This window comes from Bifidobacterium pullorum subsp. saeculare, from assembly GCF_016899725.1.
Lineage (GTDB): Bacteria > Actinomycetota > Actinomycetes > Actinomycetales > Bifidobacteriaceae > Bifidobacterium > Bifidobacterium pullorum_C.
This window is the reverse complement of sequence record NZ_JACLYU010000019.1, coordinates 1-21339: the sequence shown is the minus strand read 5'-3', so window position 1 is coordinate 21339 and position 21339 is coordinate 1. Positions and strand designations below refer to the sequence as shown.

Annotated in this window: 15 protein-coding genes and 1 pseudogene; 9 read left to right on the top strand and 7 right to left on the bottom strand. The window is 68.3% G+C overall.

Annotated elements, in window-relative coordinates; translation table 11 throughout:
- Positions 1-39: 39 nt before the first annotated feature.
- On the bottom strand, positions 40-621 hold the full coding sequence (dcd, locus tag H7U32_RS07985; protein WP_204469547.1) for a dCTP deaminase: 582 nt from the start codon (positions 619-621) through the stop codon (positions 40-42).
- A 423-nt stretch (positions 622-1044) separates the two neighbouring features.
- Between dcd and H7U32_RS07980 the strand changes: the two genes are divergently transcribed.
- The 3 genes from H7U32_RS07980 to H7U32_RS07970 all read left to right on the top strand — a co-directional run bounded on the left by H7U32_RS07980 (position 1045) and on the right by H7U32_RS07970 (position 3675).
- Positions 1045-1914 carry a hypothetical protein gene (locus H7U32_RS07980; protein WP_204469546.1) on the top strand — a complete coding sequence of 290 codons (870 nt, stop codon included), beginning with the start codon at positions 1045-1047 and terminating at the stop codon, positions 1912-1914.
- A 60-nt stretch (positions 1915-1974) separates the two neighbouring features.
- On the top strand, positions 1975-2724 hold the full coding sequence (locus tag H7U32_RS07975; RefSeq protein ID WP_204469545.1) for an alpha/beta hydrolase: 750 nt from the start codon (positions 1975-1977) through the stop codon (positions 2722-2724).
- A gap of 84 nt (positions 2725-2808) precedes the next feature.
- A complete protein-coding gene (locus H7U32_RS07970) occupies positions 2809-3675 on the top strand; it encodes a sulfite exporter TauE/SafE family protein (RefSeq protein WP_204469544.1) in 867 nt (288 codons plus the stop codon).
- Between the two features lie 36 nt (positions 3676-3711).
- On the opposite strand, the gene H7U32_RS07965 is transcribed toward H7U32_RS07970, so the two are convergent.
- Both H7U32_RS07965 and H7U32_RS07960 read right to left on the bottom strand, forming a co-directional pair.
- The gene (locus H7U32_RS07965) at positions 3712-5790 is read right to left on the bottom strand and encodes a Na+/H+ antiporter (protein WP_204469543.1); all 2079 of its coding nucleotides are present in this window, start codon (positions 5788-5790) and stop codon (positions 3712-3714) included.
- Positions 5791-5891: 101 nt separating this feature from the next.
- Entirely contained in the window at positions 5892-6371 is a 480-nt protein-coding gene (locus H7U32_RS07960; protein ID WP_204469542.1) for a Dps family protein, read from the bottom strand.
- 246 nt (positions 6372-6617) lie between these two features.
- On the opposite strand from H7U32_RS07960, the gene H7U32_RS07955 reads away from it, so the two are divergent.
- Complete coding sequence (locus H7U32_RS07955) at positions 6618-7430, top strand: SDR family oxidoreductase (RefSeq protein ID WP_239457626.1); 813 nt, start codon at positions 6618-6620, stop codon at positions 7428-7430.
- 21 nt (positions 7431-7451) lie between these two features.
- Here H7U32_RS07955 and H7U32_RS07950 read toward each other — a convergent pair whose 3' ends face one another.
- The gene (locus H7U32_RS07950; protein WP_204469541.1) at positions 7452-8792 is read right to left on the bottom strand and encodes a hemolysin family protein; all 1341 of its coding nucleotides are present in this window, start codon (positions 8790-8792) and stop codon (positions 7452-7454) included.
- Between the two features lie 370 nt (positions 8793-9162).
- Here H7U32_RS07950 and H7U32_RS10850 point away from each other — a divergent pair.
- Positions 9163-9930, top strand: a pseudogene (locus tag H7U32_RS10850) (LysR family transcriptional regulator); the annotation flags it as partial.
- Positions 9931-10241: 311 nt separating this feature from the next.
- Here H7U32_RS10850 and H7U32_RS10845 read toward each other — a convergent pair.
- Entirely contained in the window at positions 10242-11258 is a 1017-nt protein-coding gene (locus H7U32_RS10845; RefSeq protein WP_239457625.1) for a LacI family DNA-binding transcriptional regulator, read from the bottom strand.
- A gap of 362 nt (positions 11259-11620) precedes the next feature.
- Here H7U32_RS10845 and H7U32_RS07940 point away from each other — a divergent pair, with 362 nt between their 5' ends.
- The 4 genes from H7U32_RS07940 (at position 11621) to H7U32_RS07925 (ending at position 17032) form a co-directional block, all read left to right on the top strand.
- Positions 11621-12880, top strand: coding sequence for an ABC transporter substrate-binding protein (locus H7U32_RS07940; protein ID WP_204469539.1), 1260 nt, complete (start codon positions 11621-11623; stop codon positions 12878-12880).
- Between the two features lie 121 nt (positions 12881-13001).
- Positions 13002-13913, top strand: coding sequence for a carbohydrate ABC transporter permease (locus tag H7U32_RS07935; RefSeq protein ID WP_204469538.1), 912 nt, complete (start codon positions 13002-13004; stop codon positions 13911-13913).
- Positions 13914-13941: 28 nt separating this feature from the next.
- Entirely contained in the window at positions 13942-14814 is an 873-nt protein-coding gene (locus H7U32_RS07930) for a carbohydrate ABC transporter permease (protein WP_239457624.1), read from the top strand.
- A gap of 55 nt (positions 14815-14869) precedes the next feature.
- Positions 14870-17032: an alpha-galactosidase gene (locus H7U32_RS07925; RefSeq protein WP_204469537.1), complete on the top strand. Its 2163-nt coding sequence runs from the start codon at positions 14870-14872 to the stop codon at positions 17030-17032.
- Positions 17033-17094: 62 nt separating this feature from the next.
- Here H7U32_RS07925 and H7U32_RS07920 read toward each other — a convergent pair whose 3' ends face one another.
- Entirely contained in the window at positions 17095-17784 is a 690-nt protein-coding gene (locus tag H7U32_RS07920) for a carbonic anhydrase (RefSeq protein WP_239457623.1), read from the bottom strand.
- Between the two features lie 560 nt (positions 17785-18344).
- Positions 18345-21101, bottom strand: a complete 2757-nt coding sequence (locus H7U32_RS07915; protein ID WP_204469536.1) for a phosphoenolpyruvate carboxylase — start codon at positions 21099-21101, stop codon at positions 18345-18347.
- Positions 21102-21339 lie beyond the last annotated feature (238 nt).

Genomic DNA, 21339 nt, shown 5'->3' with positions numbered 1-21339 from the left:
AACCTTTCTTCACTGAGGTCTTCACTGGGGGCGCGCCGCTCAGTCGTCGATATGCGCGCGGTAGAAGTTCACGTAGGAGCGGGAGGGGGTGGGGCCGCGCTGGCCCTGGTAATGTGAGCCGGTGCCCTGCGAACCGTACGGGTGCTCGGCGGGCGAGCTCAGCCGGAAGAAGCACATCTGGCCGATCTTCATGCCCGGCCAGAGCTTCACCGGCAGTGTGGAGACGTTGCTCAGCTCCAAGGTGATGTGACCCTCGAAGCCGGGGTCGATGAACCCGGCCGTCGAATGCGTGAGGATGCCGAGGCGGCCCAGCGAGCTCTTGCCCTCCAGGCGCGCGGCGACGGTCGGGTCGAGCTTGACGTACTCCCACGTGGAGCCGAGCGCGAACTCGCCCGGGTGCAGGATCCACGGCTCGTCTGGGTCCACCGCGAACTGCTCGGTCAGCGCGCCCTGGTTCTCGGCCGGGTCCACGTAGGTGTAGGCGTGGTTGTTGAACAGCCGGAAGAAGCGGTCGAGCCGCACGTCGATCGACGCGGGCTGCACCATCTCCGGGGTCCACGGGTCGAGCGAGATGTGGCCGGCTGCCTGGGCGGCGAGGATGTCGCGGTCGGACAACAGCATGTCGGTCTCCCAAAGGTCGGGGTCACTACTGTGGGACCAGTCTAGTGCGAGGCGGGGAAGGGCGGCCGGCGACGGGGGCCGGAAGGGGGAGGAACGCCGCCGGATTCCCAGCAAGTTATCAGAGAAAACGTGAGATGCGTTCAGCATCGGGTGGTTACATCGGAGATGTCAGCAAGAGCTGGCCAGGAGCGCAGCAGTTCCCGACAACTGAAACCCCTTTCTTCTTCTTCTTCTCTCTCCTTTCTCTCCCCGGCGGCCAACCCCGCCGGGGTTTCTTTATGCCCGCCGATGCCTCCCGGCCGCCGGACCGCCGCGGCCGCCCACCGCCGTCCCGCCGCGCCGCGTGCCTACCCACCCCCGTCCGTGCGCGCCGGTTGCGGCTAGACTGGAGACGGTATGGCTCGATGACGGAAGGGGTGAGCCATGAGCGACGACGATGATTTCTTCGACGGCGAGGCGTTCGGCGGCTACGACGATGGCGACGATGGCACCATCAGTTCCCGTCGCGTGCGCCGGGAGCGGCGCCGCGCCGAGGCCGCGCGCCGCCGCGGCGACGTGCTCGGCGCCAAAGGGCGCCGCCTCGGCCATGTGGCCAGCGCCGTCGGCGTGCTGGCGATGCTCGCCGGCCTCGCCTCCGCCATCCACGAGATCGCCCCGGGTGCCATCGGCGTGCTCAAGCCGGTGCCCGGCCGCTGGATCGCGCTGACGGCCGGCGTGCTCGTCGTGCTCACCATCGTGCTCATCGCCGTGGCCCGGCACCACACGCCCTGGCAGACCAGCCGGACGTCGGTGGGCACCGGCGGCATCGTCGCATTGCTCGCCGCGGTGCTGCTGCTCGTCGTCGGCGTGGCGGTCGGCATCCTGTTCCCGCAGGGCATCGTCAAGGAAGCCGTGCGCGACGACGCCCCGATCTCCAGCACCCAGGAGATGAAGGCCGGCCTCGAGGCGGCCGGCGGCCCGTGCGCCGGCGGCTGGACGGACATCCCCACCAGCGGCTACCCCGGCATCGCCTCGGCGAGCGCGTGCATGGACACCACCGACGCCTACGCCGTCTTCGACTCCCCCGCGGCCGCGGCCATGGGCCAGGGGCTGGTGCGCGGGCAGATCGTCGGCCTGCTCGACGACCACGCCGATAAGCTGCCCGCCGGCACCGAATGGCGGTTGCTGTCCGGCAAGGAATGGATGGCGTTCGGGCCGCGGCAGACCATGGAGAAGCTGCAGCGGGCATGGGGCGGCACGCTCGCCACCATCGACGTGGACGGCTCGGCCGACGCCGGCGCCGCCGCGCAGTGACGGCCGCCGGCGCCCCGGGGCCCGCCGCCCGGCCACGCCACTGACGTATAGTGAGACGGTATGAGCGAAGAGCATCTCATCGGCCGTGAATCCACCGTGCTGCCGGGCCGCTTTGGCGAGCCGCTGGAGGTCACGCACGCCGTGTGGTCGCGCGGCGGCGGCAACGCGGCGCCGCGCCGCCCCCTGTTCCTGCTGCTGCATGGCTGGGGGTCCAACGAGGACGACTTGGCGGACATGATGCGCTATGTGGCGCCGTACAACGACTACGCCTCGCTGCGCGCGCCGCTGGTGCTCCAGGAGGCCGGCAGCGGCGAGTTCGGCTTCGGCGTCGGCGCCTACTCCTGGTTCCACGACTGCGTGCCCGCCGGGGAGGACCTCGACCGCGATGCCTACGCCGCCGCCAAGGCCGTCGACGATTGGGTGGCCGCGCATGTGCCCGACGACCGCGCCGTGGTGCCGCTGGGCTTCTCGCAGGGCGGCCTGCTGGCGATCCACCTGCTGCGCGTGCATCCGGAGCGCTACCGGGCCTCCGTCTCGCTGTCCGGATTCCTCGCGCCGGGCGAGGTGCCCGGCGCCGCGCCCGCCGACGACCGTCTGCCCGGCCTGCACATTCCGGTCTGGTATTCCTACGGCCAGGCCGACGGCGTGATTCCCAAGTACGAGCTGTACGCCACCGCCGCGTGGTTGGAGGAGCACACCTTCCTCACCACCAAGAGCTACCGCGGGCTCGACCATTCGGTGAGCCTGGCGGAGTTCGCCGACCTGCGCGGCTGGCTGGCCGTACACGACATCGCCCCCGGCGTGCTCTGAACGCGCGCTGGCGCGGCGGGCCGCCGGGACCACCACGCGGTGGCCGGGCGGCCGCGCGGCCGCGCCCGGTCGTAGACTGGGCGCATGACCCAGACCCAGCTCAAGTCCGACGCGGCCCCCGCGCCCGCCGGCGACCAGTCCCACCGTCCCCACTACACCCCGGCCGATTTGGAGGAGAACCATCTCGACGACTCCCCCCGCGGCACCGTCGTGCTGCTCGCCGTCGGCGTGGCGGTCGGCATCCTCTCCGGCCTGTTCGGCATCGGCGGCGGCACTGTCATCGTGCCGGCGCTGGTCTGGCTCGGCCTGACCCAGCGGCACGCGGCCGCCACCTCGATGCTCGCCATCGTGCCCACCTCCATCTCCGGCGTCTGCTCCTACGCGGTCAACGGCAACGTGGACTGGATTGCCGCGACGCTGGTGTTCTGCGGCATGCTCGTCGGCGGGCAGATCGGCTCCTGGCTGCTCGCGCGGCTGCCCGAGAAGGTGCTGCGGTGGGCGTTCGTGGTGTTCCTCGTGTTCGTGATCGTCAACCAGGTGATGTCGAATCCGTCGCGCGACGCGCAGATCGAGATGCACGCCGCGACCGTCGCCGGGCTGGTGGTGTTCGGCGTCATCGCCGGCATTCTGGCCGGTCTGCTCGGCATCGGCGGTGGCGCCATCTGCGTGCCGGCGCTCACCATCCTCTTCGGCGCCTCCGACCTCATCGCGCGCGGCACCTCGCTGCTCGCGATGTTCCCGAACGCCATCACCACCACCATCGCCAACGTGCGCCGGCGCATGGTGCACGTCAAGGCCGCGCTCATCATCGGCGTCACGGCGGCGGTGATCACGCCACTGGGCACGTGGGTGGCCGGCGCCGTCTCCCCCGAGGCGAACAAGGTGCTGTTTGCGCTTTACCTCGCCGCGCTGCTCGTGCGCAGCCTGTGGGTGGCGGTCAGGAAGAAGTAGGCGGCCCGGCGCGGGCCCGGCGCGGGCGGCTGCGGCTCAGACGCCTGAGTCGGCGTCCACCTGCATCACATAGATGTTCCTGCGCAACGCCTTGGCCTGGGCGCGGGTGATGTCGCCGGCCTCCAGCATGTCCCGCACCAGGCCGAGCTCGATGCCGTAGCTCTCGCGCTTGATCTCCTCGGCCTGCGCGACGGCCGCCGCGCCGTCGCCGACCGCGGGGCGCGCGCGCAGCGCCGCCTCGGCGCGCCGGTAGTCGAGCAGCAGCGCCGAGCAATGCTCGGTGTTGTAGCGCGTGCCCCGCATCTCTTCGGTCAGGCGTGCGATCACCCGCTCGATCGCCGCCACCTGCAGCTCGCGCGTGCGCGCGAAGATCTGGTCCTCGCTCACCAGCGGCGCGGTGTGACGGATCTTGCTGACCACCCGCTTGGCGAGGCTGGTGGCCCGCCGCTGCGCCATCCGCATCCGCCCGCGCACCTGCGAGACCGCGTGCCGCCTGCTGCTGGCCGCGTCGCCCGCCGCATGCCGCAGCGTGTTCATGATCTGGTCGAGGATGCGCTCGCAGGCCTCGACGTCCAGCTCCTGCTGGGCAGGGTCGGCCGCCGGATGCGCCCGCACCTCGGCGAGCCGGTCGCGTACGAATTCTTTCTCCCAGTGCAGTGCCTCGATCTGCAGCCGCTCGAGCCCGGCCGGGTCGGTGCCGCCGGAGCGCTGGCCGAGACGGCCGATGCGCTGCGTGTACTGCCCGATGACCATGAGCACCGCCCGCCGGTTGTCCGGCGTGATGCGCGAGGTGAGTTCCTCGATGGTGCCGCGCAGCACGTCGATCGTGATGCGGTCCAGTTCCGCCGAGCCGTCGCGTCCGTGGTGCGGCGCGAGCAGCGGTAGCAGGAAGTTCGCGAGCAGCAGTGTGAGCACGATGACCCCCGCCGCCACGAACAGCAGCTCGTCGCGCATCGGGAACGGCACGCCGCCCGCCGCCGCGTAGGGGATCGTGAACATCAGCGACAGGGTGATGGTGCCCTTGGTGCCGCCGAAGGTCATGACCGCGGCCGAGCGCCAGCGCTCCGCCGTCATCCGGCGGCGCCGGTGCGTGCGCCGGTCGCGGGTGAGCCGCAGCATCGCCGCCACCCAGACGAACCGCATGCCGATGACCACCGCCGTGACCATCAGGATCACCGCCGCCAGCTGCCAGTTGCTGATCGTGGGGTCGACCCAGCTGGCGCGCATCGCGTCCGGCAGCAGCATGCCTAGCAGGATGAACACCGCGCCGTTGAGCGAGAACGAGAGCACCTGCCACACGCTGGCGGAGACGATATTCGTGCGTGCCACGTTCGGCCCCACGCCGGTGCGGTCGAAGCGCGTGGCCAGCCCGGCCGCCACCACCGCCAGGATGCCGGAGACCTGCAGCTCCTCGGAGCCCATGTACACCAGGAACGGCAGGAACAGCTCCATGAGGATGCGCGTGGTGGTCGTCTCCCAGCCCACCGACCGCATCCCCTCGAACAGCACGTTGACGACGGCCGCCACCACCAGGCCGAACGCGGCGCCGCCGAGGAACGCTACCGCGAACTCGCCGGTCGCCTTCCCCACCGCGAAGTCGCCGGTGATCGCCGCCGCGATCGCGAACTGGAACCCGACGATGCCGGAGGCGTCGTTGAACAGTGACTCCCCCTGGAGCACGCCTCGCTGGCGTTTCGTCAGCGAGGCCTCCTTGCCCAGCGAGTTGACGGCCACCGCGTCAGTGGGGCCGAGCGCCGCGCCGAGGGCCAGCGCCGCGGCCAGCGGGACAGCCGGCCACACCGCGTTGAGCGCGAAGCCGACCGCCGCCATCGTGGCGAGGGCCAGCCCGATGGCCAGTGAGAGGCTGACGTCGAGGTTGCGCAGCAGCGCCCGTTTGTCGATTTCGCGCGCCTCCAGGTACAGCAGCGGCGCGATGAACAGCACCATGAACAGCTCGGGGTTGAGCTCCACATGCGGGAACACCGGCAGCAGCGTGACCAGGGCGCCGAGCATGATCTGCACCAGTGGTGTGGAGACCTTGGGGATGAAGCGCGCCAGGAACGAGCTGACGACTACGGCGGCCACGATGCAGAGGATGAGTTCGAAGACTTCCAAGGTTCCCTTCCCGGTCGGTTCCGTCTTACCACCCATCTTATGGGACAGGGCGCCCGGGTCCCCCGTCGGGAGGGGACCCGGGCGCCCTGTCCGGCGAAGGCTCAGGCCAGGTGGCTCCTCATGAACCACTGGAACTTCTCGAGCTGCGCGACGTGGTCCTGCACGATGTTCGAGGAGACCAGGTCCAGGTCGTCGAGCTCCGCGATGGCCTCGCGGTCCGCGGCGATGAACGCGTCATAGTACTCGATGAGCGCCTTGAGGTAGGTCTCGGTGGACTGGCGGCCCTCCACGTCGAAGGGCTTCCAGGTGCGGTGGCGGACGATGGCGTCGGCACGGCCGTCCGGCGTGCCGCCCAGGGTGGCGATGCGCTCGGCGGTCTCGTCGGCCTGCGCGAGCACCGACTCGACCTCAGGGTCGAGCATCTCGTGCACGGCGATGAAGTTCGGACCGGTCACGTTCCAGTGCGCGTGCTTGAGGACCAGCGCGGCCTCCTGCTCCTGGGAGAGGCGTTCCTGCAGGATCGCGACGGCCTTCTCCGAGGCCGCCTCGTCGAGACCCGGAACGGTGAATGCGAGTGTCATGGTGGACTCCTTTCTCGGCATCGATAGGGGGTGTCTCCAGTCTACGTCCCGGTTCACACGATGGGAACAGCGCGACATGTGAACTGGCACACGTGTTCATATGCGTCCCCATGAAACGGGGAACGGCGGAATTCCGCCGATGCGCGCCGGCGGCCCATGTGTGGGACTGTGCGTTTCCAGTTCACGAGATGGGAAGGCCTCATCGTGTGAACTGGCAACAGGGTCCGGCCCCGATCCGGTGGCACGATGGAATCAGGGGACAACCCCTGGATCGACAAGGAGGACGACATGAAGGACATCAGACGGGCGGTGGTCACCGGCGCCTCGAGTGGCATTGGCACGGCCACCGTGCGCGCGCTGGCGGCCGACGGCTGGACCGTCGTCGCGCTCGCGCGGCGCACGGAACGGCTGGAGGCGCTCGCCGAGGAGGTGAACGCGGCGGAAAGCCGCCCGGCGGTGAGCTGGGAGGAATGCGACGTCACCGACGAGGCCTCGACCCAGGCCGCGGTGGAGCGGGTGCTGGCCGGTGGGCCGGTCAAGGCGCTCGTCAACTGCGCCGGCGCCGCCCTCGGCAAGGACCCGGTGGCCACCGCCAGCCTGGACGATTGGCGCGCGATGTATGAGCTCAACGTGCTTGGCACGCTGCGCATCACGCAGAAGCTGCTGCCGGCGCTCAAGGAGTCCGCGGGCACCGTGCTGGTCATTTCCTCGACGGCCGGCATCGAGCCGTATGAAGGCGGCGCCGGGTACTGCGCGTCGAAGTTCGCCGAGCGGGTGATGGCGCGCGTGCTGCGCCTGGAGCAGATCGGCGAGCCGGTGCGCGTGGTCGACATCTCCCCGGGCATGGTGCACACCGAGGAGTTCTCGGTCCATCGCTTCCGCGGCGACCAGGCGAAGGCCGACGCGGTCTATGCCGGCGTGCCCGACCCGCTCAAGGCCGAGGACATCGCCGAATGTGTGCGATGGGCGCTCGACCAGCCGGACACGGTGGACATCGACTCGATCGTGGTGCGGCCGCGCGCCGAGGGCTCCTACACCAAGGTGCACCGCGAGCGGTGACGGCCGGCCCGGCCGTCGGCGTCACGCCGCGGCGGGGGACTCCTCCGCCGCGGCCGGCGCGTGGTCCGGGGCGCCGGCCTTGCGCACCTCGATCGTCTCGATGCGGCGGCCGTCCACCCGGGTGACTTCCATGTCGTAGCCGTCGTCGGAGTGCAGCACGTCGCCCACCGCGCCCATCTTGCCGGTGTGCGCGAGGAAGTAGCCGGCGACCGTCTCGTACGGGCCGTCCTCGAGCTCGATGCCGGTGAGGTCCTCGAAGTCCTCCAGCGTGGTGCCGCCGTCGATGGAGGCACGGCCGTTCACGAACACGGTGCCCTCGCGGCGCGGGCCGCCCGGTTCGGTGGGCAGGTCGTACTCGTCGCGGATGTCGCCGACCAACTCCTCGGTCATGTCCTCGAGCGTGACGATGCCGTCGGTGCCGCCGTATTCGTCGATGACGACGGCCAGGTGGATGCCGCGCTTGCGCAGCAGCTCCAGGCTCGGCAGCAGCTTGGAGGTGCCGGGCAGGGCGATGCCCTCGCGGGTGACGTCGCGCACGGTCTTGGCATTCGGATCGCGCACGTCGAGCAGGTCGCGCACGTGCACGAAGCCGAGCACGTCGTCGAAGTCGCGGCCGGTGACCGGGTAACGGGAGTACGGCAGGTCGCGCACGAAGGCGGCGGCCTCGGCGATCGGCTGGTCGCCGTCGAGGAACACCACGTCGGCGCGCGGGCGCATCACCTCGGCCACGATGGTCTCCGAGGCGTCGAACACGTCGTCGAGGATCGTGCGCTCGTCCTTGCTCAGCGAGGTGTTGGTGTTGACGAGCACGCGCAGCTCCTCGTCGCTGACCTGGGAGTCGGTTTCGTTCGGGTCGAAGCCGAGCAGGCGCACGATGCCGTTCGTGTTCTTGCCGATGAGCCAGATGATCGGCTTGCAGATCGTGGCGAAGGCGTCGATCGCGGGCACCACCGCGCGCGAGATCTGCTCGGCCTTCTGCATGGCGATGCGCTTGGGCACCATCTCGGAGATCACGATCGAGCAGTAGGAGATGACCAGCGTGAGCACCACGGTGGTCAGCGGGTTGGCCACCGCCGGCGGCACGCCCCAGCCCTCGAGCACGGGGATGATGAACGGCGCGATTGAGGAGGCGCCGAAGGAGGCGGACAGGAAGCCGGAAAGCGTCACGCCGATCTGCACGGTGGACAGGAAGGTGTTCGGGTCGCGGGCGATCTTCGCCACGCGGGCGCCGCGGGCGTCTTCCTGCTCCATCTGCTCGATCTGCGAGCCCCGCAGGGAGACGAGCGCCAGTTCCGTCCCTGCGAACACGGCGCCAATCAGAAGGAAGACGAATATCAATACGATGTTCAATCCGAGTGACATAGTGCCTCCCAGCTTACGGGAGCGGGGCGTCATTGCGCGGGGCGGGGGAGGCCGACGGGCTCCGTTTCGCTCCCCTGGCATCGGGATGGCGCTGTTCCGTCCAGTGATGTGGACGGATTCGATTGGAATGTGTGATTTCGTCCAAGTGGCTGGACGGATTTGACGGACTTGACGATTTCGTCCAGATGACTGGATGGAATCTCCGGTCTGTTGCTGGCCTGTCGCTGGCCGGTCGCGGCCGGTCTTCGGCCCGCCGGCGGCGCTCTGCCACGGAATGATTCTCACTAAGCGCGTGCGAGCGTCGGGACCGGGGAATCGAACATGAAGCGGGCTGGAGCCTTGGAATTCCAAGGCTCCAGCCTGTGCTTGGATGTGCGGGAATGTGAGGTTCGCTCGCACGCGCCTAATGAGAATCGTTCCGTGGCGCGGACACTCCGGCCAGGACCCCCTGACGGGGCATTCCGGGGCGGAACCATGCCGGATGGCTATGCCCGACGCGGGCGCATATGCTGTGAACATGAGTCATGCGAAGGAACAGTCGACGATGGACCTGCGCATCCTGCGCTATTTCCTGGCGATCGTCGAGGAGCGCAGCATCACCGGCGCGGCCGAATACCTCATGATCTCCCAGCCGTCCCTGTCGCGGCAGATCAGGGAGCTCGAACAGCGCCTCGGGCAGAAGCTGTTCGAACGCGGCAGCCGCACCATCACGCTCACCCCGGCCGGCGAGCTGCTGCGCGAACGGGCCGAGGAGATCGTCGCGCTCGCCGACCGCGCCGAACGCGAGCTCGCCTCGCTCGACCGGCCCCTCGGCGGTCCGGTGTACGTGGGGGCCGGCGAGACCGCCGCGATGCGCTACCTCGTGCGGGCCATGCGCGACGTGGCGCAGGAGCATCCGCAGGTGCGCTTCCATGTCTACAGCGGCGACTCCGAGGACGTCGTCGCCAAGCTCGACGCGAGGCTGCTGGACTTCGCGCTCGTCTTCGAGCCCTTCGACGGGTCCAAGTACTCGTGGATCCCGGTGCCGGCGCGCGACGTGTGGGGGCTGATCATGCGCCGCGACGACCCGCTTGCGGCCAAGGAGGGCGTCACCGTGGAGGATCTCAAGTCCACGCCGCTGATCCTGTCGCGCCAGACCCGCGTCGACCGGCAGTTCGGCGTGTGGGGCGACGGGCTCAACGAGGGCATGCTGCACGTCGTCGGCACGTACAACCTGCTCAACAGGCGCCGTCATGGTGGCCGAGGGGCTGGGCTGCGCCCTGGCGCTCGACGGCATCATCAACGTCAGCGGCGACAGTCCGCTCACCTTCCGACCGCTCGAACCGCGCTGCGACGCCGGCCTGTCCGTGATCTGGAAGCCGACCCGTCGCTTCTCCCGTCAGGCCGATGCTTTCCTCGCCGCCCTGCGCGCCCGTCTCGGCGCGTAGGGGCAGGGCGCGCAGGGCGGGGTCACTCCACGCAGCCGCAGGACTCGCGCGGTATCAGCCGGGTGTCGAGCAGTTGGAGGTCGGGAGTGTCGTCCGGGTGGAGGGCCGCCTGCAGCACGCAGTCCGCGATGGCCTGCGCGTTCTGCTGCACGACGGTGAGGGAGGGCCAGGTGTAGCCCGAGTCGACGGTGCCGTCGAAGGAGACGACCGCGATGTCCTCCGGGATGCGCACTCCTCTCTCGTGCAGTGCCCGCAGCGCGCCGATGGCCTCCAGGTCGGAATCCGCGAAGATCGCGTCCGGCGGATCGTCGCGGTCGAGCAGCGCCATGGTCGCCTCATAGCCGCCTTGCCTGGTGTAGTGCGCCTGCTCGATGGCGCCCACGGGCATGGCGCTGTCGCTGAACGCCTGGTACCAGCCCTGGATGCGCTTGTCGGCCAGCCCCTCGTCGGCCTTGCCGGACAGCATGGCGATCCTGCGTCGCCCGTGCCCGATCAGATGGTGCACGGCGAGCTGCACGGCCGCCCGGAAGTCCGTGGACACGCACTTGGCGCCGGGCACGGCTTGCGTCTGGTCCATGAAGACGAAGGGGCAGTCCTTGCGGGGGACGCCGGCTAGCGCCGATGTGGGCTGCGCGGAGGCGATGAGGATCGCGTCGACGTTGCGGGCGATGAGCTTGGAGACGCGGTCCATCTCCTTGTCCGGGTCCTGGTGCGAGGCCATGAACATCGTCGAATAGCCGTTCCGTGCGGCGGAGGTCTCCAGCGCGTCGTACACGTCGGAGAAGAACGGGTTGGACAGGTCGGGCACGATGATGCCGATGGTGCGTGACGAGCCGGTGCGCAGGGCCCGCGCCATCGAGTTGGGGCGGTAGCCGAGCTTGCGGGCCGCGTCCCTCACCCTCTCGGCCGTGTCGGGCGCGACGTTGCGCGGCCCGTTGTTGAAGACGTAGCTCACCACTGCGGTGGAGACCTGTGCGAGCTGCGCGACGTCGGCACGCGTGGCGCGTCTCGTCGCCGTGCCCTTCGTTGCTGTGACCATGATGCGTCCATTCCCCTGGGGCATGTCGCCCGGTTCGTGTTCCCGGCGGCGCCATGCCGCCCATATGCCCCTGTAGTCTACCGTAGAATCTACGCGAGTAGCGTCCGGGGTGTCGCCTTTCGTAGACAACTGTCGGGAATCCGCTCCGAAGATAGAAGAGACTAAAGCACAGCAATTCCAACGATGGCAGCGCTGCCATCGCTATCGGGGCACGCCGATTCCGCCCGTGTGGCTTGCACCCGGAATCTACTCGTGTAGAATCACGTCACCGAGTCCGGAGGGCTTCCGCCGGACTCCCGACGCAGCAGTCCTTGCTCAACGCAGTGCAGTATCCGACATACGACCAGAACAATGGAGTGACAATGACCAGGAACGTCACCAAGATCATCGCCGGCGCCGCCTCCGCAGTGCTGGCGCTCACGGCCCTCTCCGCCTGCGGATCCAGCTCCGCGGGAGGCAAGAAGCTCGACTTCATCACCGGCATGGCCACCGGCTCCGTGCACCTGAAGACCCTGCAGTCGATCACCGACGAGTTCCAGAAGGAGAACCCCGGCGTCACGATCAACCTGATTCCCGCCTCGCAGGACTTCACGAATGACATCAAGGTGCGACTGGCCGCCCGCAACGCCCCGGACCTGTGGAACACGCACGGCTGGTCCCGCGACCGCTACGCCGAGTTCCTGGAGCCGCTGCAGAACCGCAGCTGGGCCTCCAAGATGAAGCCGATCACCAAGGAGGCCTTCAAGGAGGCCAACGGCACGTTCTACGCGCTGCCGCTCGACATCCAGGTCACCGGCGTCCTCTACAACAAGGACGTGCTCGACAAGGTGGGCGTCGATCCCAACTCCCTCAACACCTGGGACGACTTCAACGCCGCCTGCAAGAAGGTCAAGGCGGCGGGCCTGACCTGCGTGGTGGCCGGCGGCAAGGACACCGCCATCGCCGGCGACCTCGCCGACCTCACCGCCTCCGCCTGGTACGACGACGCCGAGCTGAAGAAGCTCAAGAGCGGCAAGTTCGATCCCGCCGTGTACGAGAAGGAGACCGGTCTGATCTCCGGCTGGGCGAAGGACGGCTACTTCAACCCGGACTACACCTCCGCCACCCAGGACGACATCGAGAAGCTCATGGCCAACGGCCAGGCCGCCTTCTACTTCCGCTCCAACCTGCACTCCGCGCAGATCGAGACCTTCAACCCGAACGTCAACCTCGGCTTCATGGCCACCCCCACCGAGAGCGACAAGCGCTACGTGACCATCGGCGAGGACTGGGCCGTGGGCGCCTCCAAGACCGGCAAGAACAAGGACATCGCCCTGAAGTACATCGACTTCCTCGCCAAGCCGGCCAACATGACCAAGCTCACCCAGATGACCAACAACGACTCCGCGCTTGAGGGCATCAAGGTCAACCTCGGCAAGATCAACGACACCTACAACTACTGGGTGAGCGAGAAGAAGACGCGCACCGTGCCGTTCTTCGACTGCATCTATCTGCCGGACGGCATGTGGGACACCCTGTGCAAGTCCACCGAAGGCCTCATCACCGGACAGCTCAACGCCAAGAGCGCAGCCGACCAGATGAACACCAACTTCACCACCATGTGGGCGAAGAAGGCCAAGTGACAGACCCGGGGCCGGACTCCTCACACCGGCCCCACCCGGCCCGCCGCATCCGCGGCGGGCCGGACCCTTCGCACGCGCATCGCACGGGCAATCCATCCACGACCTCAAGGAAGAAACGGACATGAGCGCCTCCCGGAACCATCCCGCAGCCCCCGCCCGTCGGGGCGGCCGCCTCCGCGGATCATCCATCAATCTCTTCTACCTGCCGGTGATCGCTATTCTCGTGGTGTTCATCGTCTATCCGCTGATCAACGGCTTCGTGCTGTCCCTGACGAACTGGGACGGCTACAGCCCGAGCAAGAGCTTCGTCGGCCTGCTCAACTACCAGCAGCTGTTCAAGGAACCGAACTTCAAGCTCGTCCTCATCAACACGCTGATCTACGGCATCGGCTCGACCATCATCCAGCAGATCCTGGGTCTGGGCCTGGCGCTGCTGCTCAACGCCCGCATCAAAGGACGTAACCTGCTGCGCGCCATCATCTACCTGCCCGCGCTGGTGGCCCCGGTCATCATGGGCACGATGTACTACTTCATCTTCCAGTACCAGCAGGGCGCGCTGAACACTGTCATGACGGCCCTCGGATTCCAGAAGCAGGCCTGGTTCAACAACCCGACCGCCTCCGTCATCATCATCACGGTCATCAACTCGATCCAGTTCGTCGGCGTCTCCATGATCATCTACCTCGCCGGCCTGCAGACCCTCGACCAGTCCGTGATGGAGGCCGCCAGCCTCGACGGCGCCACCGGCTGGAAGAAGTTCTGGAACATCACGCTGCCGCTGCTGCAGCCCGCGTTCACCACCTCCGTGGTGCTCAACCTCATCGGCGGACTCAAGCTGTTCGACGTCATCAAGGTCCTGACCGGCGGCGGTCCGGGCTACTCCACCAACTCGGTGTCCACCTACATCAGCATCCAGTACTTCGACAACCAGAACGCCGGCTATGCCGCGGCCATGGGCGTGGTCCTGTTCATCGTCATCGCGCTGGTCACCACGCTGATGAACAAGGGACTCGACAGGCTCGGCTGGAACTGACGGAACCATCGGAAGGAAGGGAACGACCATGACCATGGCCACCACACGTTCGACCGGCGACCGGCTCGACATCGTCGGCCGGAAGAGCCACCGCAACACCCGCTGGCTCGCCTACCTGTTCCTCATCATCGTCTGCGTGCTGCAGCTGCTGCCGTTCTGGCTGGCGATCTGCGCCTCCTCGAAACCCTCCAGCGACCTGTCGTCCACGCTGACGCTGCGAACGGACTTCGAATGGTCCAACTTCGCCACCGCCATCAGCGAAGGCGGAATCCTCAGGGCCATCGGCAACAGCGTGATCATCACCCTGTGCTCCACCGTCCTCACCTGCCTGGTCGGCGCGGCCGCGGCCTACCCGCTCGCCCGTCGCCGCACGCGCGGCAACAGACTGGTCTCCGCCGGCATCCTCGCGATCATGATGATTCCGCCGCTGTCCATCCTCGTGCCGCGGTACTCATTCCTCGTGCAGATCGGCGGCGTGAACTCCTACTGGGGCATCGTGCTCGTGCTGAGCACCACGAACCTGCCGCTGGCCATCTTCCTGTACACCGCGTTCATCCGCGCCATCCCCGAATCGATCGACGAGGCGGGCATGATGGACGGCGCCAGCAGACCGCGCATCTTCTTCACGCTAATCCTGCCCCTGCTCAAGCCGGTGACCGCCACCGTCGTGATCATGACCAGCGTGGGCGTGTGGAACGAATACGCGTTGTCGAACTACCTCATCACCGACGCGTCGATGCAGCCGATCGCCCCGCGCGTGGCGTCGTTCTTCGCCTCGAACTCCAACAATCTCGGCGTCGGCGCGGCGGCCGCGCTCATGGCCGCCCTGCCGGTCGTGGTGCTGTACCTGTTCCTCCAGCGCTACTTCATCGAAGGCATGGTGGCCGGCTCCGTTAAGTGACCAGCCGCCCCGCTGGCCGTCATCCCCTGAGGAAAGCCTGAAGAAAGGACCGCCGATGCTGTTTCCCTCCGCCCCCGCCGACACCCCGGTCACCCGCCTGGCGCTCGCCGACGCCGACGCCGGCGACGACCTGCCCGACGTCCTCGCCGTGGTCTGCTGCGCCGACCCCGCGCCGTTCGCCGACCTGCCGCGCCAGACGCCCCGCCGCGCTCCGCTGCTGGCCGAACACGCGCTGGGTGCGTTCGGCCGGCCCGCGCTGCGCGGCCACCGCGTCATGGCCGAGGCCGGCGGCGGCCTGGCCGTCGGCATGGACTGGACGCCCCGGTTCACGTTGGACGCCTCGCCGCGCGCCGCGGACAGCCGTCTGACCATCGCCGCGCATGATGCAGGCGCCGGTCTGGCCCTCGCCACCGACATCGAGGCGATGGCCGGCGGATCGCTGCGCATCCGCCACGCGCTGACCAACGTGTCAGCCGGCACCTATGTGGTCGATGGGTTGGAGGTGTGCGTGCCGCTGCGTGACGATCAGACCGAGTTCCTCGATTTCACCGGCCGGCATGAGCGGGAGCGGCAGCCGCAGCGCCACCGGGTGGCCGACGGCACCTGGGTGCGTGAGGGCCGCCGCGGCAAGCCCGGGTACGAAGGCGCGTCGCTGATCGCCGGCACCGCCGGGTTCTCGTTCGGCTCCGGTTCCATGCTCGGCGTGCAGCCCGCGTGGAGCGGCAACACGGTGCTGGCGGTCGACCGCATCAGCGAGGACGGCGCCGCCGTATTCGCCGGCGAGTTGCTGCAGCCGGGCGAGGTCGCGCTCGCCCCGGGCGAGACGTACGCTACGCCATGGGTCGTGGTCACCGCCTCCGACCAAGGGCTCGACGGTGTGGCCGCCAGTCTGCACGCCTGGCAGCGCTCGCTGCCCGCGCACCCGGCCGAACAGCCGGTCACGCTCAACGTATGGGAGGCGCTGTATTTCGATCAGCGGCCCGACGTGGTGCTCGACCTAGTGGAGCGCGCGGCCCGTCTGGGCGTGGAGCGGTTCGTGCTCGACGACGGCTGGTTCCATGCCCGCCGTACCGACACCGCCGGCCTGGGCGACTGGTGGGTGGACCGCGACGTGTGGCCCGAGGGGCTGCGGCCGCTCGCCGATGCCGTGCATGCGCGCGGCATGCAGTTCGGCCTGTGGTTCGAGCCGGAGATGGTCAACCCCGACTCCGATTTGTTCCGAGCCCACCCCGACTGGATTTTGCAGGCCGCCGGCCGCATGCCGCTGCCGCACCGCCACCAGCAGGTGCTCGATCTGACCATTCCGGAGGCTTTCGACCATGTGCTCGGCCAGATCACTGCGGTGCTCGCGGAATGCCCGGTCGATTACGTCAAATGGGACCACAACCGGGAGCTTCTCGAAGCCGGCTCGAACGCCCGCGGCAGGGTGCCGGCCGTGCGCCGGCAGACGCTGGCGTTCCTCCGGCTGCTCGATGCGCTGCGCTGTCGTTTCCCGGCCATCGCATGGGAGTCATGCGCCTCCGGCGGCGGCCGCATCGATCTGGGCATCATCGAACAGGTGCAGCGCGTGTGGACCTCCGACATGACCGACGCGCTCTCCCGCCAGCGCATCCAGCGCTGGAGCATGCAGACCGTGGCCCCCGAGTATCTGGGCATGCACGTGTCCGCCCCCACCTCGCACCAGACTGGCCGCACCTATGCGCTTGACTTCCGCGCCGCCACGGCCGTGTTCGGCTCTTTCGGCATCGAATGGGACATCCGGCAGGCCGGCGACGCCGACCTGGACCGGCTCGCCCAATGGATCGCCTGGTACAAGGCTGAGCGCGGCTTCCTGCACTTCGGGCGCATGACGCGCCTTGACGTGACCGACCCGGCCGTGCTCGCGCATGGCGTCGTCGCGCCGGACGGCTCACGGGCGCTGATCGCCCACGTGCAGATAGATGAATCGGCGTCGAACCGCGGCGTGTGGCTGCGCGTGCCGGGGCTGGTCCCCGATGCGCGATACCGGCTGCGCTGGGCCGGTCCCGATGGCAGGGGCGCGGGCCTCGACGCCGCGTCGCGTCCGGATTGGGATCCACTGCCGGAAGGCGGGCCGCTCGGCGCTGAGCGCGGTGCCGCCAGCGCGACGCTGGCCGGCGCCGCACTGGCGACCGTCGGCGTGCGGATCCCGCGCTGCCGCCCCGAGACGATCCGTCTGATCGACATCGTCCGCATCTGACGGGCATCGGCGTGGAGTCTGCCGGAGGGACGTCCGGCGTCAGCTGCCGGACGCCCCCTGCGTCAGAAGCTCAGCACCTCGACCTTGCCGTCGGACAGGCGGTAGCGGGCGCCGACAATCATCAGACGGTCCGTGGCCAGCGCCTGCTGGATCGTCTCGGATCGGGTGACCAGCTCCTCGATCGTGCGCGCCACATGCACGCGCTCCATATCCTCCGGCGACTCCAGCTCCGCCTCGCGCGCCTGCCACACCGACAGGCCCACATGACGCAGGAACGGGGTGGCCGCCTCCAGGATGCGCTCGTCCAGCGAATCCATCACCTCGGCGGTTTCCAACGATCCCTCGGCCTCGGCGGTGGTGCGTTCCAGCAGCGCGTCGAACTCAGCGGCCGCGGCCCGTACCGCGCCGCAGTTCTCGTGGCCCATCACCACCAGCAGACGCGCGCCCAGCGTCGTGACCGCGTACTCCAACGACGCGACCACGGCGTCGTCAAGCATCTGGCCGGCCGTGCGCACCGTGAACAGGTCGCCCAGGCCCTGGTCGAACACGATCTCCGGGGGCACGCGCGAATCGGAGCAGGCGAGCACGGCGGCCTCCGGACGCTGTGCGTCGAGCAACGTCTCCCTCGTCTCCGCATCCTGCCACGGGTGCTCCGGCTTGCCCTCGGCGAAGCGGCGGTTGCCGGCCAGCATGCGGCTCCACACGGCGTTGGCGCCGTTCTCCTGCGCGTCGTCGGCGAGCGGTTCGGTCATCGGTTCCTCCTTCGGTCCCGGCCCCAGGTCTGGGCGGTCATGTGCTTCGCCGCCATTTTAGAGGCGCTGCCGGGCAATGCGGGTGGCGGTGGTCGCGGCTGGACACAGTCATGGGCTTACGGCCGGAACTCCTCGATGTGAATGCTTGGCGTCCAATTTGGCTACCCGTGGGGAGCGGATTGGGACGCGGGACGGTCATCAGCGATGGGTTTGCCGCCCACGTTCTTTCATTCTTGCTTGCATGAAAGCTTGCATGAAAGAATCTGCCGAAGCCTATCAGCCGCGTCATTCCGGCGTTTTCGAGTTCCGCTGACATCTCCCCTTACAAGCTCCGCTAACATGTAAGAATTCTCCGTTAACATGTTAGAACTCGTGTCAACGGATGCATGCGGCCCGGCGTGCAGCCCGGCATACAGCCACAGCGCTGCGACGCCTGCGGCGGCAACGGAGATGTCGGAACGTAAGCGAGGGGCCGCGCATGCTCACATGCATGCGCGGCCCCTCGCGTTGATGTGGCTCCTGCCGCGCCGGCCCAATCACCAGCCGGCATCACCAGCCGATCAGCCGGTGTTCTGCAGGCCGGCGGCGACGCCGCTCACGGTGCACAGGATGAGGTAGGTGAAGCCCTGCTGACGGCCGTGGCTGAGCTCCTCCTTGTCCACCTTCTTGCGCAGCGAACGCAGCGCCAGCACCTGCGTGACGGACAGCGCGTCCACATACGGCGAGCGGATGCGGATGGCCTGGCCGAGCACATGGCGGTGCTGCAGCGGCCATTCGTCGCCCACGATCTTGAGCACCCACTTGCGGGTGAGCTCCATCTCGTGCAGCACCTTGTCGCGCAGGTCGTCGCGGTCGCCCAGCGCCAGGTACATCTTGGCGATGCGCTCGTCGGTCTTAGCGATCGACATCTCGATGTTGTCGATGAACGTCGAGAACAGTGGCCACTCCTCGTACGCCTTGCGCAGCGTGGCCAGGTCGCCGAACTGCTCGCACGCGGTGCCCAGGCCGTACCAGGCGGCCAGGTTGATGCGCGCCTGCGCCCACGAGAAGATCCACGGGATCGTACGCAGGTCGTCCAGCGACTTGGCGCCCAGTCCGCGCTTGGCCGGGCGGGAGCCGATCGGCATCAGGCCGATTTCCACCAGCGGGGTCACGGTGGAGAACCACGGTGCGAAGTCCTCGGTGTTGAGCAGGTCGAGGTACCGCTCGTGCGAGGCCTTGTCCAGCGCCTTGGCCATGCCCGCGTACTTGGCGGTCATCTCGGTGTTCGTCTTGCTCACCGACGGCGCCGACTGCAGCAGCGTCGCGGCGGCCACGGACTCGACGTGGCGGATCGCCAGCACCGGGTTGCCGTAGCGGGCGAAGATGACCTCGCCCTGCTCGGTGAGCTTGAAGCGGCACTTGACCGAGCCGACCGGCTGCGCGAGCACCGCGCGGTTCGCGGGGCCGCCGCCGCGGCCGACCGCGCCGCCGCGGCCGTGGAACAGCGTCAGGTCGATGTCATGCGACTCGGCCCACTTCGCGATGCGCTCCTGCGCGGAGTGCAGCGCCAGCGTGGCCGAGGTCGGGCCGGCGTCCTTCGAAGAATCGGAGTAGCCGAGCATGACCTCCATCTTGCCGCCGGTCGCCTTGAGCCGGGCCTGCACCTCGGGGATCTTGATCATTTCCTCGAGCACGTCCACCGAGTTCTCCAGATCCTCCAGCTGCTCGAACAGCGGGATCACATCCAGGATCGGGGCGTCGGCCGGGTTCGCGAACGCCAGGCGGTTGAGCTCGTACACGTCGCGCACGTTCTGCGCGCTCTGCGTGAACGAGATGATGTAGCGGCGGGCGGCGCGCACGCCGTTGCGTTTCTGGATCGAGCCCAGGGCGCGGAAGGTGTCGAGCACCTCGTGCGTCATCGGCTGCAGCGGGCCGCGTTCGCCGTGCAGGCCGTGCTCGCGGATGTCCTCCAGCGCGCGGGCGTGCACCACGGAATGCTGGCGGAACTCCATCTCCACCATGTGGAAGCCGAAGGTCTCCGTCTGCCAGATCAGATCCTGCAGCGGACCGTAGGCGGAGCGCGGCGCGCCGGCCTTCGCCAGCGACCGCTGCACCACCTTGAGGTCGGCCAGGAACTCATCCGCGGAGTGGTACATGAGGTCGGCGTCGCGCTCGATCGTATAGTGCAGGCGGTCGGCCATCACGAGCATCACGGCGCGATGCATCTCCTGCGTGGAGATCAGCGACGCCTTCTCCGTCAGGCGCTCGCTGAGCTCCTTCTGACGGTTCCACAGCGAGAGCAGCTCGGCGCTGGCCGGCGTGGTGCGGCTCTCCATCGTGAGGTTCTTGCCCACGGTGCGGCAGGCGCGCTCCAGCGCGGCGATCACATGGTCGGAGAACTTGCGCGCCACCAGACGGCTCACCTTGGCGGTCACGTTCGGGTTGCCGTCGCGGTCGGAGCCGATCCAGCTGCCCGGATGGAAGAACGCGGGGCACACCGGCTGCACCAGGCCGGCCTTGTCGCCCAGAATCCAGTCGTCGAAGCGGCGGTACACCTTCGGGATGGTATCGAACAGCGTGCTGTCGAAGATATCGAGGATCGTGTCGGCCTCCTCCACCGGGGTCGGCTTCTTCAGCGCGATCGGGGAGGTGCGGAACAGCGCGTCAATCTCGTTGTAGAGATGGCGCAGGTTCTCCTTCTTGTCGGAGCCGCCCAGCGTCTTGCCTTCCTCCAGCAGCTCCGCGATGCGGCGGATCTTGCCCTCGACGGCCTTGCGGCGCGCCTCGGTGGGATGGGCGGTGAACACCGGATGGAATTCCAGGCGGTCGAGCAGTTCCTTGGCCTTGGCCGGGCCCATCTCGTTGATGAGCTGGTGATAGGCGACGGTCAGCTCGTTCACCGGGTCGACGGCCTGGTCGCCCTGCACCGCGGCCTCGCGCTGGCGCAGCACGGAGACGCGGTAGTTCTCCTCGCACAGGTTCGCCAGGTGGAAGTAGGTGGTGAAGGCGCGGGCGAGCAGCTGCGCGTCGCCCAGCTGCATGTTGTCGATGATCTCGGCGGCCTTCTTCAGGCCATCCTCGTCCGGATGCGGATCCACGCCGCCGAAGTGCTCGGCGCTGGCCTCCACCGCGTCGTCGCGCACCTTGTCGAAGGTGGCGAGCAGCGTCGGATCGAATTCCTTGAGCACCTGACGCAGAATCTCCAGGCACAGGTCCATATCGGATTTCAGCGAGGCCGGAAGATCATGCTCCTCCGGTCCCTTTTTGCCGGTGCCGGTGTCCACGATGCCGGCGTCAGCAGGCGTTATCTGCTGCTGATCATTGTCAGTTGTCATCGAGCCTCCTTCATGCCGTCCCCAGGTTGCCCGGTCTGCCGGCTGTCCGCGGCTCCTCCGCGGTTGTTGAAGTCGGTTGTTGCGGGCCCACAGCCTGTGGTGCGGCTCAGTTGCGCCACCCATTCTACGGCCGCCGGTTTGACGCCGGTGTTACGCGACCACGATGCGCACACGGCCGTGCCGACCGGCCGAGCATGGCCGGGCGCCGGTCGCCGGCCCGCCCCGCGCACATCTGACC